Here is a 15,745-nt window from a genome sequence, read left to right as displayed (position 1 = left end):
GATTGGAGTTCCTCGCGGAAGAGTCCGACATTGCTGTTGTAATCCGCTCTGATTTTTCTGCGGATCTCTGAGTCTACGATGTGCTCGGGGATTTGTGCACCGATTGTTTTAAATTCGTGTAGAACGAGTTCACGCTCGATGAGTTCGTGCAGGATCTTTGCTTGAGCCTCTTTGAGTTCCTTATAATAGCTAGGAGTCTTTCTTGGGTACTTGGTAGAGAGGTATGCGCGGATTGGTGCGAGGCCAAAGGCAACCTCGTTTTTTGTGACGACGCGGCCGTTGACTTTCGCTGCAATGCCGTTGAGTTCGACAGCTGCTGTTGCGGAGAATGCTAGGCCAATACCTATGGCGAGGTGAAGTAGAAATTTCATAAGCGAGCTTTGCTTGGATTGAGTTGGTTTACCGCGGATTGAGCGACATGGAAAGACCTATTAGTCTAAGTTAGGTGAAGAATTGAGAGTTGGGGTGGCGTGAGAACAGGCGAGTGGATTTAGATGGATTTTAACAATTGGATGGCTTCATTGAGCTTTTTCGCCGGGAGCCCTTCGGTGAGCCGAGGGAATCTTGATTCGTTAATTGTTATGTAGTTGCCGTTTCTTGTGAGCATTAGCCGTTGCCCTTGTAGTTCAATACTAGTAATCATGGCTTTGGCCGCAGCGAGCTTAAGCTTAGTGGCTTGGAGAAGGTGTTTCACGGGCATAGGGTGGCGACCAAATTGGTCTTTCCAATTGTCAGCGATGCGGCGGAGTTCCTTTTCTGAGATAGTTTCAGCCAATTGTTTGTATGCTGTGATGCGCATGCTTGGCTCGGCCATGTAGGCGGCTGGGATGTAGCATGGGAGGTTTAAGTCCGCGTCGGAGTGAGAAAATTCTGTTTCGTTGAAGGTGAGGAAGTCGGCTCTTAGTGTGACATCTATACGAGCATGAACGTGGTTACCACGCAGACGATCGATTGATTGGCGCAGAAGTTGGCAGTAGAGGTCGAAACCGACGGCAGCGATGTGGCCAGATTGTTTGGTGCCAAGCAAATTGCCGGCTCCGCGGATTTCAAGGTCGCGCATCGCAATTTTAAAACCGGAGCCCAGAGCTGTGTATTGCTTGATAGCATTGATGCGTTTACGAGCATCACCTGTTACCATTTGTGGTGGGAGTAATAGGATAGCGTAGGCTTTTTCGCCAGCTCGGCCAACTCGGCCACGCAGTTGATACAAATCTGACAAGCCAAAACGATCGGCTCGGTCTATCAAGATGGTGTTGGCATTGGGTATGTCGATTCCAGATTCAATGATGGTGGTGGCGAGTAGGATGTCAGCTTCACCCCTGACGAAGTCACGCATTACGACTTCTAATTCTTCTTTCGGCATCTGTCCGTGGCCAATGGAAATGCGGGCTTCGGGTACGAGGTCGAGCAACTTCTGCTTCATCATACCAATGGTTTGAACTCGATTGTGAAGGAAGAATACCTGGCCGCCCCGCTTCAGTTCTCGCTGGATAGCATCACGGATGATGCGCTCATCGTAGGCGCAGATGGAGGTCTGCACTGGGACTTTGTTTGGTGGAGCTGTGTCGATAGTAGACATGTCACGAGCGCCCATTAACGAGAGGTAAAGGGTGCGGGGGATGGGGGTGGCTGAAAGCGTGAGCATGTCGATCCCGCTCATGCGTTCTTTAAATTTCTCTTTGTGCCGGACGCCAAAGCGCTGTTCTTCATCGACAATGGCAACACCGAGCTCTTTGAAAACGATGTCGTCTGACACGAGTCGATGGGTTCCTATGACGATGTCGACCGACCCGTTGGCTAAACCTTCGAGGGTTTTTCTAATTTCGCTGGGTGTGCGAAAGCGGTTGAGTAGCTCGACCCTAATAGGGTAATCAGACATGCGTTCGCGGAAGGTACGCCAGTGTTGCTCCGCTAAGACAGTGGTTGGTGCCATCAAGCAGGCTTGTTTGCCTCCTGTGACAGCCTTGAAGGCCGCGCGGATGGCGACCTCGGTTTTACCAAAACCTACGTCTCCACAGATCAATCGGTCCATCGGTTTACCAGATTCCATGTCAGCCTTAGTGTCAGCAATAGCTTCTAATTGACCTGGAGTTTCGGTGAAGCGAAAGGAATTCTCAAATTCCCACATCCATTTGGTATCGGGCGGATGAGCCTGAGATGTCTGGGTCTGGCGCTCGGCTTGGATCTTGAGTAATTGAGCGGCGTAGTCGAGAATCGACTTTTCTGCAGCTTTGCGTGATTTGGCCCATTTGGCATCACCAAGTTTAGAAAGTGGAGGGGTCTTCCCGCCCATGCCGATGTAGCGGGCAAGCAGGTGAGATTGGTCGATAGGAACCGATAAGATGGCTCCATCTCGGAACTCGATGTGGATTTGTTCTTCGCCTTCACTGTTGGTTTCTATTCCCTCAAAGCGGCCGACTCCGTATTCAGAATGCACCACTAGGTCACCCTCATTGATGTCCTCGATATTGGTCTGGGCTCGGGCCCGGCGTTGGTGGTCGAGTTTATTGGAGCGGCGAGAGTGTTGGTTTTGGTAGCGGCCAAAGAGCTCGGCGGACGAGAGGATCGCGAGCTTTGCTTCAGGGAAGGTGAAGCCCTGTGCTAGCTCACCTTTACATGTTTGGATATTTTTGAAAATGTCTTCCCCTATGAGTTCAGAAAAGCGTTCTTTTTCGCCGTTGTTGGCAAAGACTAGATGGACATGCCAGTCGTCGTTAGCCCACTCCGCGATTTGTTGGAGGAAGGCATGGCGTTTTGATTCCTGAAGGACAAAATCGCCAGCTTCAAATGCTCCGAGAGGGCTGCCATGCAGAGCTGTGCTGAAGTCGGCTTCACCGCTTTCTAAAACTGGGGCAGATGGCGAGAAGTGGAAAGTGGCTTTTGGGTGAGCCTCCTCAGTGAGAGATACTAGGGAGTCCTGGTTGCCAAGGAAATCAGCTATCGTGCCAGAGGAATCCGGCTCGTTGACAGCGAGTTCTACGGTATCGAGTTTTTTGCGTGACGTCTGAGTATCGAGATCGAAGACGCGGATCGAGTCGATCTCAATGTCGAAGAGCTCGAGTCGAATCGGGTCAGGGTTTTGCCATGTGTATATGTCAAGTATGCCGCCGCGCTGGGCAAATTGGCCACGGCTGTGGATCTGGCTGACCCGCTCAAAGCCTAGTTCGCTGAGTGAGTTGAATAGGGCGTCGATGTCGACTTCTAGGCCGACTCGGAAGCTTAGTCTAGCTGACTTTAGAGCCTTGGGTGTGGGGGCTGACTCGTCGAGAATGCTGGTGGGGAGAATGACGACTTCAGGGAACTCGTTTGATGGAGGCGTGGTGAGTATGTGCAGGTTAGCTAGACGTTCAGCACCAGATTCAGGGTCGGCAATTTCGCTGTCTTGGTCGGCGCTTGAAACCTCTTTCAGAAGATGACTTTTTACGCGCCAAAGCGGGAGTTCATCGGCGATCCGTTCTCGTAAGCGTGGCAGGTCACACAGTAACCAAAGACGGCCTTGGGAATGGGCTTTGGCGTAAGGAGTGGCCAACAAGGCTGTTAGGAAGGCGGCTCCAGCTGGAGCCACTGGACCAAGTTGCTTAGGTGCACGAGATTTAGCCTCCATTAACCAATTGGTTGTGGAGCAGATTTGCGTCGCGTGGTCGAGACCTGGCGCAGCAGCTGGCTTACGTTTTCTCAGAGTTGTCGGACTAAGAATGATTAAACTAGGTCGAGATTGATCTAGCTGAAGATTTGAGATTAGTAGCACGGTTTGAGTTTTCTAGCAAACGGAACCTTGGCTTGCCTGATCCGAGGGGATTTGAATGGAGCTTCATGGCAGGAGCTGTTAACTAGTGGAATGCAACGCGAGCTAAAGAGGGGTAAGTACAGACACTTTAAAGGAAACGAATATCTCGTCATCGATACAGCACGCTGTAGTGAGACGGATGCTATTCAGGTTATCTACAAGCCGCTGTATAATGAAGGCCAGGGGCTCTGGGTGCGACCTTTAGATATGTTTCTAGAGACTATCAAACGTGATGGGAAAACTTTTGAGAGATTCGAGTTCATTGAGAGCTGAGCTAGAGTGGAAGATTTTTTATAGCTCCCTGAATGATTCTGAATTCTAGAGCGACAGCGAACTGAGCCAGTCATCGTATCCCTCGGATTCGGTTGGATAGTGTTTGGGAGAATTGTCACTCACTGGTGAGTGTGGGAGGTGTTTGACGTCTTTTAGTAGCATATCGAATCGCTTTTTAAAGCTGCGTGTGACTGTGCTAGGGTCATTGAAGCCTCAACGTTACACAATATCGAAGACCCTGAGCTCGGAAAGTGTTGGGGGCGAAGGCCTGAATAGGTTTTCTTGAGCCTTTGTTCGCGAATGTGATTCTTGATGCAGCCTAGAGGGTTGGTGAAGCGATTAACCGTGTTCACAGCTTCTGTACTCAAATCTTAGATGACGATACAGCCAGCTTTGGCCAGCCAGAGTAGTACGTTGTGTTTTTGGTTGCACATGTAAGATAGACCCAATGAAGAAAACGCAAAGTGAGTCAGATAAGGTGCTGGAGCTACTGCCGACGAGCTAGCAGGTCAAGGTTGCCAGCTAATCCACGAGCACGGAAGTCTTGAAGTTGAGATGGCCGGAGAGTTAGAACCGCTGACCATAGCCAAGAATCAGCGACGCCTGCCGGGCTTCAACTAGACGTTTCTCTACCTTTATGGCCAAGGAGCTAGTCAGCGGCGCTATTATCAATCTCGGATTCATAGATAAAGTGGAGCCGGTCTTCTACCTCGAGGCTTTAGTGACCAAAGTCCTTGGTGAGAGAGGTGTTAGTAATCGTGCTATCTACGCTGCTTTTGCAGTGAACTTGCAAGGGTAAAAGGAGGTTCTGGGCCGATGGCTAGGAGAAAACGCAGGATCTAAGTTTTGGCTTCGTGTACTCACCGCGATGCAACTCGAAACATTCTCGTGAGAAATAGTATAATAAATATCACACTATTAGCGACCAATGAAATTGAAATCCTCAACTTCAGTCCTCGCAAGCTTCTTAAGAGCAAGAAGACCAGCCGCAGGGATGATGCACTGGTGAAAGTGCTCAGCCTCTCGACGGTTCGAGTCAGCAAAGAGTGACTGTGCTCATTCAGAGAGGGGCCCCAGCGTTAGCTCTATTCGCCATGGATTTTTGGAGCAAGACCTTGCGCAATATAGACATAGAATTCTAGCTGGGAGGGCGGGCTGCGCTCAAGATCAAAATCAGTATGACTCCGCATTAGGAAAGCCAAAGCGATGGGCTTCTAGGACAAAAAAACCGATAGGGTGAACCCTATCGGTTTTAAAAGTTGTTTGGACCTTAACGTATTACGCAGTTGGTACAGACTGGATAGTCTGAATGACGCGTGAAGCGATCTGGTATGGGTCACCCTGTGAGTTAGGGCGACGGTCTTCAAGATAGCCACGGTATGCGTCGTCTTTAACGAAGCTGTGTGGAACGCGGATCGATGCGCCACGGTCAGCAACACCCCAAGAGAACTTGTCGATGGACTGAGTCTCGTGGAGGCCAGTGAGGCGAAGATCGTTGTCAGGTCCGTAAACAGCGATGTGCTCTTCAGTGTACTCTTCGAAAGCATCCATGAGCTTGAGGAAGTATTCCTTACCACCGACTTCACGGAGGTATTCTGTGGAGAAGTTGCAGTGCATGCCTGAACCGTTCCAGTCACCTTTGATAGGCTTACAGTGGTATTCTACGTCGATTTCATATTCTTCACAAAGTCTTTCGAGTAGGAAGCGAGCCATCCACATTTCGTCAGCACAGCGCTTAGAGCCTTTGCCGAAGATTTGGAATTCCCACTGGCCAGCAGCAACTTCAGCGTTGATACCTTCGTGGTTGATACCTGCTTCGAGGCAGAGGTCGAGGTGAGCGTCAGAGATCTCGCGACCAAGTGAGCTTACGTTCTTGAAGCCAACACCGCAGTAGTATTCACCTTGTGGTTCTGGGTAGCCGCCTTGTGGGAAGCCGATTGGGCGTCCGTCTTGCATGAGGAAGTATTCCTGCTCGAAGCCGAACCATGTGCCCTCGTCGTCAATGATTGTTGCACGTGCGTTGGATGGGTGAGGAGAGCCGTCTGGAAGCATTACTTCGCACATTACGAGCACGCCGTTGAGACGTGTTGGGTCTGGATAAAGTGCTACAGGCTTCAGGATGCAGTCGGAGTCTCCGCCTTCTGCTTGCTGAGTTGATGAGCCGTCGAAGCCCCACTCAGGGAGTTGCTCGAGAGTTGGGAACTCATCGAATTCGCGGATCATGCACTTTGTGCGGAGGTTCGGCACTGGTGTGTAACCGTCGAGCCATACGTAATCGAGTCTGAATTTGGACATAATGATGTATTTACTTTAGAGGAGTGGAGTTGATCTCCAGCTGCTTGTTGCATAGGCAGCAAGCAATATGTGTGCCAAGTTTGATAAAATTAGTGTATACGCTGAATTTATCGAACATCAATGACGATGAGGGTCGTATCATCTGACCCATCATTATCAATGGCGCGAGTCATAAGAGCGTTTGCGGCCGCGCTTGTCGAGTCTCTGTTTTTATCAAGTGCGGAATGAATGTGTTTTTCCCATAATCCATCAGTGACTCCATCAGAGCAGAGCATGAATCGATCACCTTGCTGATAGGTGATGGCAGCAACTGCTGGGCGGACTTTTGAGTGGCCTCCGCCAATGACTTCATAGAGTACTGAACGCTTTGGGTCGTTGCGGTATCGGCGTTCTGTTATTTCACCTCTCTTAAGTTTCCTCCAGCAGAAGGAGTGGTCTTCGGTGATTTGTTGGGTTTTGCCGTCGCGCATGAGATAGAGTCGAGAGTCTCCAGCGTGGGCAATGTAGAGGTTCTCGGGGGTGAACCATGCTAGAGTAAGCGTGGCCCCCATTCCTCTGAAATTTTCATTGCTTGTGGCCTTTTCGTTGATGGCGCTGTGGACGTCCTTGACCTTTTGTGAGAGGAGCTCGAGGTAATCTGGGTGGAACCCTTGAGCCGCAGTTTTAAAAGTTTTCGGGATTGTTTCGCTCAGGATTCTCAAAATGAGCGAGGATGCGAGGTGGCCAGCATTGCCGCCACCCATTCCGTCTGAAACGCCAAAGATAAGATCCTCGTTGGTGAGTGGGGAGGAGGATTCTGCAGAGAGCTCAGTGGCACCATTGATGCCAGCAGAGAATACGAGGAACGAATCGTCGTTTTTGGGTTTTCTTCTGCCAGAGGTCGTCAGACCCGACCATTCAAAGATTGGAGTCATATGAGCTTAGCTTCTAGTGGGCTCAGGAAGTAGAGTTGCCAGTTCAAAGTCGATCACGCAAAACTGTCCAGCTTTGTGGTCATATGTGATGTTGCGTGGCTCTGGGTCGTCGTGGCGCACGCCAAATTCATTTTCTAGCTTAGCGAAAAGTGAGTCTGACTTGTTTCTTGAAATATTAGGTGCAGGTGAACCGCAATTCGTTGTGCAAAGGTAGTTTTCCTCTAGTTTATAGTCTATGAGAACTGGGACGAACGGGCATTTTCGTTGTTCCAGTTCCTTGAGGATTCTGACTTCGGTAGCACAGCGTTTATCAGCATCTGTGCCACGAAAGTATTTGTGGACGTGGCCGTAAAAATCGATTTTTACGAGCGAGCGGATGCCGTCTTTAAGGTTTTTCATGGAGAGAGGTTGGTGCGGTGATAAAAGTATCAATACGGTAACTTACCAAGACGGTGCTGAGTTTGCAAAGATTCATCCCATGTAAGTTCTCTACTTTTTGAGCATACCGTGTCGTGGGCTGAGAAGAAATGAGAGAAGGAAAATGATACCTAGCAGGATGATGATGGCGGGGCCAGCTTGGATGTCGATCAACTGAGCAACGAAAATGCCCGTGATGCTGGTGAGTGAACCGATAATTGCGCCGCCCCAGAAGATAGCTGAGGTGCGGTCTGTGTAGAGCAGCATAATCGCGCCTGGCGTAACTAACAACCCAACAGAAAGAATGGTGCCAACCGCTTGTAGTGAAACCACGAGCATGAGGATAAGTAGGGTGAAACTAAGATATTGCATGCTGCGGACTGGCACGCCTTGGGCGGCAGCTATATTTGGCTCAAACAAGGTGAGAAGCATTGGACGCATAAACAAGTTCGATAGCACCAGTGTGATAGCGCTGACGGTGAACACCAGCTTAAGATCTTGTTCGGAAATATGAATGATGTTTCCAAATAGCCAATCGTGAAGGTTGGTTGCAACGGGTAAATGCGGCAATAAAGCTATGCCGCCAGCGAAGGCTGTAGTGTAGATGATAGAGAGTGCAGTGTCTTGGTGGATGCGTGAGTTACGGCTAACTAAGGTCGATCCTAGGCCTACAGCCAAACAGGCAAGCAGCGCTCCGATAAAGGCATTGGTTTGGCTTAGTGTGTTGGTGATGAGTATGGCGATAGCTATACCAGGGAGCATGGTGTGCGATAGTGCTGAGACAGATAGAGCATTTCGCCGTAGGTTGACAAAACCGCTGAAAAATCCATTTACGAAACCAATGAGGGCTGCGCCGATGAGCGCATTCAGCATGAACTGATTGTCTATGACTGATTGAATGAAAGCCATGCCGTTAGTGAGTGAAGGTGATAGCGAGATTTTCTTCAGTGATGAGTTCTGCACAGTTGCCAAATCCGCAGGATTTCTTGTTCACCAGCAGAGCTTGGTTGAACAGATCTTTGACCGTAGACATGTCGTGATGGGAGGCAATGATGAGTCGGCCTTCTTGGGCTAATTGGTTGAGCAGGTTACCTAATGTCTCTGATGAAGTCCGGTCAAGGCCTGTAAAGGGTTCGTCTAGTAATAGTACGTGGGCGTCTTGGGCAATGGCGCGCGCTAAGAAGGCGCGTTGTTGCTGGCCGCCAGAAAGTTCTTTGATTTGTCGGCCTTGTAGTCCTGTTAGGTCGAGGGCTAGTAGAGCTTGATCGACGGCGGCGGTATCCTTCTCACCGAAGTGCTTCCACATCCCGAGTTGGGGGTAGCGGCCCATTTCAACGAGGCCCCGTACTGTGATCGGAAAATCCCAATCGACTTCCTCTCTCTGCGGTAGGTAGGCGAATTCGCGGGACCATTTTTTTATTTGTGTGCCACGCCAGCGAATGTGGCCATCTGATTTAGGGACAAGACCCGCGATCGCTTTTAGTAGTGTAGATTTACCCGCTCCATTGGGGCCGATAAGTGCTACGCGATTTCCGCACGATGTTCTAAAAGAAATATTTTGGAGCGCAGAGATCTTACGGTATTGAACGCAAAGGTCCGTAATGACCAAGTCATGATGATGACTGTGGTGAGCACAGCAGGTATGTTCTGAAGCTTCGATATTGAGGCCGGGTGGGAAGTGAGAAGGGGAGATCTAGCTGCTACCAGTTGAATTCAGCAATATCTGAGATGTTGCCATCACTGCGGAGAGTTTTCTCACGCGAGGCGTGACGTGCCGGGTTGGTGATGATTTGAGCAAAATTCATCTCGCTAGGAGTCTGCCACTCGATGTCGACCTGAAGTTCAACAAAATGGCCATCGAGGCTCATCGTGCCAGATCCAGTCCACTCAGAAGAGTCTAAGTCAGTAATCTTTAGGACTTCTTTATTGGTCGAAGGTTGGAAGATCGTGACGGATTCTGGGATCGAGGAAAAATAGAGTTCGAAGTCGGTCTCTAGAGCGTTGTCATTGTGGCCGCCAGTCGGTTCTTGGTGGCTGCTGTGGTCGTGGCCTGCATGGGCGTCTACTGTCGCGCTGTTAGGTTCCTCTGGGAGAATGATGGAGCGCATGCTCATATAGAGTGCTAGTAGGACAACTATCGTGATCGCTGTCGCAATGATGGGTGAGCCTTTCATAGATAAACTGAGTTCTTATTGAGTTAACGAAAGAAAGAGCTAATTACAAGAATTTTGCATTATCCGGCAGCGCCGATGCCAGCTTGGATTGCACGTATTTTTCCAAAGTCTTTGATACCTGGAGCTGACTCCGACCCCGAGGCCAAATCAAGGCCTGCTGGTCGCACGGCGCGGGTTGCTTGCTCCGCGTTTTCCGAGGTGATCCCGCCTGCTAAAAGGATCGGAAGTTCGGGGTTTTCCGCGACTACTTTCCTAGCTAGATTCCAGTCAAATGTGTCTCCTGTGCCGCCATACACACCGGGGGCATGCGCATCGAGTAAAATAGCCGTGGCTTTGTAGTCTAGGATGTTTGCGATGGAGTCTGCATTTTTGACTCCCAGAGCGCGAATAAAGGAATACCCAGCATTGACAAAAGCACGGCAGTACTCAGGTGTTTCGTCACCATGAAATTGGGCTACATCGATGATGTCATTGTCGAGTAGGGATAGAACCTCGCTAGGCTTCGCGTTGACAAAAACGCCTACGCGAAGGATTTCACCTTTGAGTACAGGCAGAAAAGTCCTCGCTTGTTCTGGGGTGACGTAGCGCTTGGATTTCGGCCAAAAATTGACTCCAAGCGCGGGAATCCCCTCTGCGACGAGATGTTCTGCATCATCCAGATTGGTGATGCCGCAAACTTTGAGTGATGTAGGAGAGGTATCAAAAAATGAGTTCATAGTGGAGTAGTTTATTGTAGAATGAGTCCAGCAGGTTTGCGGAGGCCAAAGGCGACAGGAATCATAGCTAAGGCTAAACCGAGAATGGAGGATGAAACAATAATGGTGATATCGAGAGCTGGGAGCTGTAACTCGTCGGCATTTCTCATATTAACCGTTTCGATCGATTTGATCAGAATGTTATAAATGGCTGGCCATGCCACTAAGGCGGAAATAATACCGAGCCCCACTAGAATTAAATTTTCAAAAAATGAATGAACGAGCAAGAGATAGCGAGGTGCACCAAAGCTTCTTAAGAGGGCTAACAAGTAGGACTCCTGCCTGTACTCTAGCCATGCGATCGTTCCGATAATAAGTGCTGATATGATGCCGCATGTGGCTATGATGCCCAGGCGGATATAGGTTTGCAGTTTATTTAGTGTGTTGATGTCTTGTAACAACCCTAAGGACGAAAACGTCCTAGTTCGGATGTGTTCAGCCGAATAGTAGGCACTGGAAATTGCTGCAAATTCTTCAACTTCAGCAACTGAATTGAGATTTGCAATGAGGTGAATATTGAAGCCTGAAGCGATTGATGACTCAGCCATTTCTATGGGAATGGCTATAGTGCTATCTATTCCTAGATGTTTTGCCATCTCCTTTGGCATTTGTCTGGTGGTGGCAGAAATAGTGACCCCATCAGAATAGATGTCTTCAATTGGCTTAAGGAACTTGGCCTGTGTGCTGAGGAGCCAAATCTGAGGATGTTCGTCTAGCTGCTCATAGAGTTCTGGTGAGCTGCTGCTATAAATAACGGTTGGAATCGGTTTGTCTTGCCATCGTAAAATTTTGTGAGTTTGGCGGATATAAGTTATCTGATTTCTACCAAATTTACTTAACCAAAGTTGCTCTTCATTCAGGCTTTGCTGTAGTCGCACAGAGGAGTTATTCGGGCTGATTCGCTCGCTGATGTAGTAGGTATAGGAATCGGAGGATTTCAGTCGCTGTAGAAGCTGATTCCGGCTCTCAGAGAAAAAAACCAGAACGAGTATCGCCAGTAGACTCAGAATTGTGGTGACAAGAACTTTGCTAAAGGGGGAAATGGGATTCTCCCACCATCTTTTGAAGGTGTTCTTCCACAGGTAAGAAGGAATTAAAATTAAGGACTTCATTTGCTATAGAATCGAGGCGGTTATCGTGAGTGGCGATGAGGCACACAGTGTCTTCTGGGAGCTTTCCTGAGAGTACAGATGCTATTAGTGACGTGTTTAGGTCATCGAGACCAGAAGTGGGCTCGTCAAGCAATAGGATTGACGGACTTTTTGCTAGAGCTCTGGCTATAGAGGCCCGCTGTTGCTGACCTCCAGAAAGTTGGGAAGGAGTTTTCTTTGCTAATGGTTCAAGACCAAATGTTTTTAGCCATTCGTTGGCTTCTTGCTTGGGTCTGCCAGCTAAGTCAGAAGCTAAGCTGATATTTCTTTCAATAGTAGCCAATGGTAAAAGGTTGAGTTGCTGAAAGACGAAACCAACCTCTCTGCGAAGGAATATTGGTGAGCCAAACTTGTAGCTGGAGCTGGTAGTAATCGAACCTTTCTGTGGGTGAATGAGTGAGGCGATGAGGCGCAGGAGTGTGCTCTTTCCGCATCCAGAAAACCCTTTGATAAGGGTGACGCCTGGGCCAGCGCTGAAGTTGAAATCGGCAAAAACCTGTATGTCTGATGATGGGTAGCTATAGCTGAGCGATGTGACGGAGATCTCCATTAGTTCTTCAGACGTAGAGCTATTGATTGGGGCCCAATAAAGACTACTTGTGAATCTGGCCAGAGAACTCGAACTAAGCCTCGCCATCCTTGTTCTTTAAGAATAGCGGGTCGTACGGAGGCGATGTCATGTTTCATGACGAGGTGTGCTGGCTCATCGAGTTCCCGAAATAGATAAGCAACACGCTGGGTGCCAATCGCATTTTTGATAGATTTGGCATCTTTGTCGGCTATTCCAAACACCCACTTCTTATTGTTTAGTTGTGAGTTCTCAGTGAGCTGAACAGACTTAAATTTAGCTCTAACAAGCTTGCCTTCAGCTCCGAGATGAATGAGTAGTGAGACTTTTTCTGGGGCTACTGAGTGTAGGCTCGATGATGTGGGGGTGAGCTCCACGTTGAGTTTTCTGTCATCCACAATGTGGGCAAAAATTTGATTACTGGGGAGCCAAACAAGTTTTTTATCTGAGAGCTCTTGAATTTTGTCTTGAGTGATGCGCAGGGAGAGCTTGCCATCAAAAGCGGCTTTGAGCTCGGACTGGTATTCCAAGGCTTCTAAACCTCGTTTTTTTTGCTTTAAAGAAAGCACTAGCTCTTGGTGTTTTAGGCTATTTTCTAGAAGGTATTGTTCAGTGTCGATTTTGTTTTTGAGTCGGTTTAGTTGCTTATCAAGACGCTCCAGAGCTTTATAGATTCGTTCTTTAGTTTCTTTACTTAGCTCATCGATCTTAAGAGCTTGTTTTAGCTCGCTTGCTTTATCAGAGATTTCAGTGTGGCTCTGTTCAATTTTTAATAGATTTTCGATATCGGAATCTTCGAGTTCATCGATTTGAAGTGCGATCTTACTCTCTTCGAGGTTGTAGGCTTCTCGTTCAGCAGCTAATAGCTCTGGGTTAAGAGTTCCCCAGTGATCACCTTTCTTAAGCCATTGCCCGTCAGTTTTAAGTAATTCAAACTTACTGTTAGATGAAGAGGTGAAGCTCATCTCGTCGTTCGTCGTGATGAGAGTTTTTTCTGAACCAAGCCAGATTTTTGTAGCAGTTGGAAGCTTAGATAGATCTGTTTGGTAGGAGTCAGCTCCGAGTGCTCGAAAGCTCAGAATTGCGACTAGAAGTAGCTGCCAAAGGGTGTCGAGGTTGAAAAGTTTCATTTTGTTGAGCGTTAGTATTTTTGCCAATACGCTTCATCCCAAATCCAAAGTTGAAAATCGAATTGTAGCTGCTGTAGCTTATTGTCTTTGATTGCATTTGTAAGCTCTAGGCGTTGCTTATAAGACTCCAGAACACTACTCGGTGCGCTGATAGTCTTGGCTTGCTGCTTATTCCTTTCGAGCTCGTCTAAAAGGTCGCTTTGGATTTCAAGGAGGTGACTGTATCTTTTTTTGATCAGATAAAGTCTAGAGACGTCACTTTCAGTCCTAAGTAGTAATTGTTTGCGAGTGTAGGCGGCTCTCACTTCGGCATCTCTCAAGCGCTCTGATCCCAGAGGGTCGTTGAGCTTGATCCCGTGGGATGCTCCGGTAAAGAGTCGAGTTTGTTCTGGATTGAAGCCTGTCGTTGTTGAGTTATTGGAGGTGACTAATGGCGGGCTAGATAGGCCGACACTGAGCTGAGGCCATCGACTTACTTTAATATTCCATAGTCTTAGGATGTTTGCTTCGATCTGCAATGTTTGCAACATGAGGCCAAGTTTTCCGTACCCTTTTTTTAGGGCTAAAGATTTAAAACTCTTTGCGTAAGAAATGTCAGGTGGGTTGCCTGTTAGGCGCCAATTCTCACCTGGAGTATTGAACATATTATTGAGTTGTACCCGGAGTCTTTCTTTTAGAGTTACCTGAGCCAGTTTTTTCTGTTTATATTGTCTTGATAGCTTTTTAAGTCCATCACTACTGCTTTGCTCTAGCCTCTGGAGTAACAGTGTTAGCTCTTCAGTTCCTTTATCCAATCGATCTTGTTGAATGTAGTAACTATACAGTTGGACCTGGAAGTTTCGACGAGTAAGTTCATGGTTCCACTGCGTACCAAGCATACCTAGGTAGTCGGCATAAAGTTGGGCGTAAAATTGCCAAGGGTTAGGAATCGTAATGTTAGCTACGATAGAGAATGATAGATCATCAGTAGTGAGGTCTGAAAGCTCGGTGAGAGACTTCGAGATATTCATAAAAGTGAAAACCTCAGGAGCCAGAGTCCACCAAGTTCTTTTTTGAGCTTTTAGTGCTGTTTGAGTCTGATCATAGGACTGCAGGTACGTAATATTGTCTTCCTCAATCCTGTTGACTGCTTGCTGCCAAGTGATTTTCTTTTGTGGGCTATGCAGGATAGCGTATTGTAAGTCATGAAGTGCGTTGGCTTGCTGTATTTCATGGAGCTGGAGCCTCTCCTGAACCTTCTGGTTTACGCAACTCACCAATAAGAGACTGAATAATATGGTGAGAATTTGTTTCATCACTGCTAGCGAATTTCTGGAACGAAAACGCCTCCACTGAAATAAAGCGGAGGCGTGAATTATTAAAAGAAGCTTAGAACAATTAATTAAAAAGATGTAAGGACGTTAAATGTGCCAGTTTTCCCATCAGGAGTCGTGTAGGTTCCAGAAGCTGTCTGATAGGGCGTCACTGGGCTGAGGAATAATAGATCTATAGTTCCATTGATGATATTAGGGGTACTATCATCCGTCCCTGTGAGAGTTAGAGAAGCATTATCTGTACCTAGTGTGCGCTTGTAGAGATAATCAGCAGCATCAATTGTTGGTTGGTTGTTTTCATCTAGGTAGACAGTTGTACCGAGGTCATCATACTCAAGGTTGCCATTCGAAGACGATGTGAGCTGGAGGGTGAAGTTGTTTCCATCAGCGACGTCATCGGTGAAAATTATGCTGTTACCTCCCAGTGCGGCGGGGCTGATTTTACTTTGTCGGTTGTCGGAGTCTATATTGGGATTGTAGTTTGCGGTGAGGGCACCACTACCAACAGTGAATCGACCCTCGGTGAGCACAGTGGAGCTAACTGTGCCGCCATTAACATCAGCTGTCGGATCCTCTGGGTCTTCAATACGGATTTCTGCTCGGTCAGCATAACCGCCATTGTCTACAAATGAAACAATCATACGCGCTGAGCTTTCACCATTGGAGCCAACAGCATCGTTGCTGAAGTAGGAGTGGTCACCTTCAGCAGTGAAAGTAAAATCAGTAGCTGTGACAACGATAACGCCTGATGTGTCGTTGATGGGTGTGTAGGTGTAGGATGACGGACCTATCTTAGTAGGCCAGACAATTTCTACAGGGAAACTGTCAATACTGTTGGCTGTGAATGAGGTAGCGCCTGCCGTATAAAGGAAACCGCCGAATTCAGTATCACCATTCTGGATTGCTGCGCTTGAGCTTGAGTTGCGAATGAATTCAAAGCTAACAGAGTTTGCAAGTGATAGAGTGAC

17 protein-coding genes are annotated in these 15,745 nt (G+C 48.1%); 3 read left to right on the top strand and 14 right to left on the bottom strand.

Features of this window, described 5'->3' with window-relative positions:
- Positions 1 to 371: SurA N-terminal domain-containing protein (locus ABGY95_RS11140; protein ID WP_347441757.1), on the bottom strand; the 371-nt coding region annotated here is incomplete at its 3' end.
- A 119-nt stretch (positions 372 to 490) separates the two neighbouring features.
- Positions 491 to 3,748: a transcription-repair coupling factor gene (mfd, locus tag ABGY95_RS11135; protein ID WP_347441756.1), complete on the bottom strand. Its 3,258-nt coding sequence runs from the start codon at positions 3,746 to 3,748 to the stop codon at positions 491 to 493.
- Positions 3,749 to 3,838: 90 nt separating this feature from the next.
- On the opposite strand from mfd, the gene ABGY95_RS11130 reads away from it, so the two are divergent.
- The 3 genes from ABGY95_RS11130 to ABGY95_RS11120 all read left to right on the top strand — a co-directional run bounded on the left by ABGY95_RS11130 (position 3,839) and on the right by ABGY95_RS11120 (position 5,110).
- Positions 3,839 to 4,060 (top strand): DUF1653 domain-containing protein, encoded by a 222-nt coding sequence (locus ABGY95_RS11130; protein ID WP_347441755.1) that lies wholly within the window; start codon positions 3,839 to 3,841, stop codon positions 4,058 to 4,060.
- 637 nt (positions 4,061 to 4,697) lie between these two features.
- Positions 4,698 to 4,859, top strand: coding sequence for a hypothetical protein (locus ABGY95_RS11125; RefSeq protein WP_347441754.1), 162 nt, complete (start codon positions 4,698 to 4,700; stop codon positions 4,857 to 4,859).
- Between the two features lie 89 nt (positions 4,860 to 4,948).
- A complete protein-coding gene (locus ABGY95_RS11120; protein ID WP_347441753.1) occupies positions 4,949 to 5,110 on the top strand; it encodes a hypothetical protein in 162 nt (53 codons plus the stop codon).
- A gap of 228 nt (positions 5,111 to 5,338) precedes the next feature.
- Here ABGY95_RS11120 and ABGY95_RS11115 read toward each other — a convergent pair whose 3' ends face one another.
- The 12 genes from ABGY95_RS11115 to ABGY95_RS11060 form a co-directional block, all read right to left on the bottom strand.
- Complete coding sequence (locus ABGY95_RS11115; RefSeq protein WP_347441752.1) at positions 5,339 to 6,355, bottom strand: glutamine synthetase beta-grasp domain-containing protein; 1,017 nt, start codon at positions 6,353 to 6,355, stop codon at positions 5,339 to 5,341.
- Between the two features lie 107 nt (positions 6,356 to 6,462).
- Positions 6,463 to 7,269, bottom strand: coding sequence for a protein phosphatase 2C domain-containing protein (locus ABGY95_RS11110; RefSeq protein WP_347441751.1), 807 nt, complete (start codon positions 7,267 to 7,269; stop codon positions 6,463 to 6,465).
- Between the two features lie 6 nt (positions 7,270 to 7,275).
- Entirely contained in the window at positions 7,276 to 7,668 is a 393-nt protein-coding gene (locus ABGY95_RS11105; RefSeq protein ID WP_347441750.1) for a serine/threonine protein phosphatase, read from the bottom strand.
- A 90-nt stretch (positions 7,669 to 7,758) separates the two neighbouring features.
- The gene (locus ABGY95_RS11100) at positions 7,759 to 8,595 is read right to left on the bottom strand and encodes a metal ABC transporter permease (protein ID WP_347441749.1); all 837 of its coding nucleotides are present in this window, start codon (positions 8,593 to 8,595) and stop codon (positions 7,759 to 7,761) included.
- Between the two features lie 4 nt (positions 8,596 to 8,599).
- On the bottom strand, positions 8,600 to 9,295 hold the full coding sequence (locus ABGY95_RS11095) for a metal ABC transporter ATP-binding protein (protein WP_347441748.1): 696 nt from the start codon (positions 9,293 to 9,295) through the stop codon (positions 8,600 to 8,602).
- 91 nt (positions 9,296 to 9,386) lie between these two features.
- Positions 9,387 to 9,860, bottom strand: coding sequence for a hypothetical protein (locus ABGY95_RS11090; RefSeq protein ID WP_347441747.1), 474 nt, complete (start codon positions 9,858 to 9,860; stop codon positions 9,387 to 9,389).
- Positions 9,861 to 9,919: 59 nt separating this feature from the next.
- Entirely contained in the window at positions 9,920 to 10,576 is a 657-nt protein-coding gene (locus ABGY95_RS11085; RefSeq protein ID WP_347441746.1) for a phosphoribosylanthranilate isomerase, read from the bottom strand.
- 11 nt (positions 10,577 to 10,587) lie between these two features.
- The gene (locus ABGY95_RS11080; protein ID WP_347441745.1) at positions 10,588 to 11,493 is read right to left on the bottom strand and encodes a hypothetical protein; all 906 of its coding nucleotides are present in this window, start codon (positions 11,491 to 11,493) and stop codon (positions 10,588 to 10,590) included.
- A gap of 151 nt (positions 11,494 to 11,644) precedes the next feature.
- On the bottom strand, positions 11,645 to 12,316 hold the full coding sequence (locus tag ABGY95_RS11075; protein ID WP_347441744.1) for an ATP-binding cassette domain-containing protein: 672 nt from the start codon (positions 12,314 to 12,316) through the stop codon (positions 11,645 to 11,647).
- On the bottom strand, positions 12,316 to 13,464 hold the full coding sequence (locus ABGY95_RS11070; RefSeq protein ID WP_347441743.1) for a hypothetical protein: 1,149 nt from the start codon (positions 13,462 to 13,464) through the stop codon (positions 12,316 to 12,318). Before ABGY95_RS11070 ends, ABGY95_RS11075 begins: the two co-directional genes overlap by 1 nt.
- A gap of 11 nt (positions 13,465 to 13,475) precedes the next feature.
- The gene (locus tag ABGY95_RS11065; protein ID WP_347441742.1) at positions 13,476 to 14,759 is read right to left on the bottom strand and encodes a hypothetical protein; all 1,284 of its coding nucleotides are present in this window, start codon (positions 14,757 to 14,759) and stop codon (positions 13,476 to 13,478) included.
- An 86-nt stretch (positions 14,760 to 14,845) separates the two neighbouring features.
- On the bottom strand, positions 14,846 to 15,745 hold a 900-nt coding region (locus ABGY95_RS11060; RefSeq protein WP_347441741.1), incomplete at its 5' end, for a hypothetical protein.

This window comes from Rubritalea sp. (assembly GCF_039830215.1).
GTDB lineage: Bacteria > Verrucomicrobiota > Verrucomicrobiia > Verrucomicrobiales > Akkermansiaceae > Rubritalea.
This window is presented reverse-complemented; position numbering and strand designations above follow the sequence as displayed.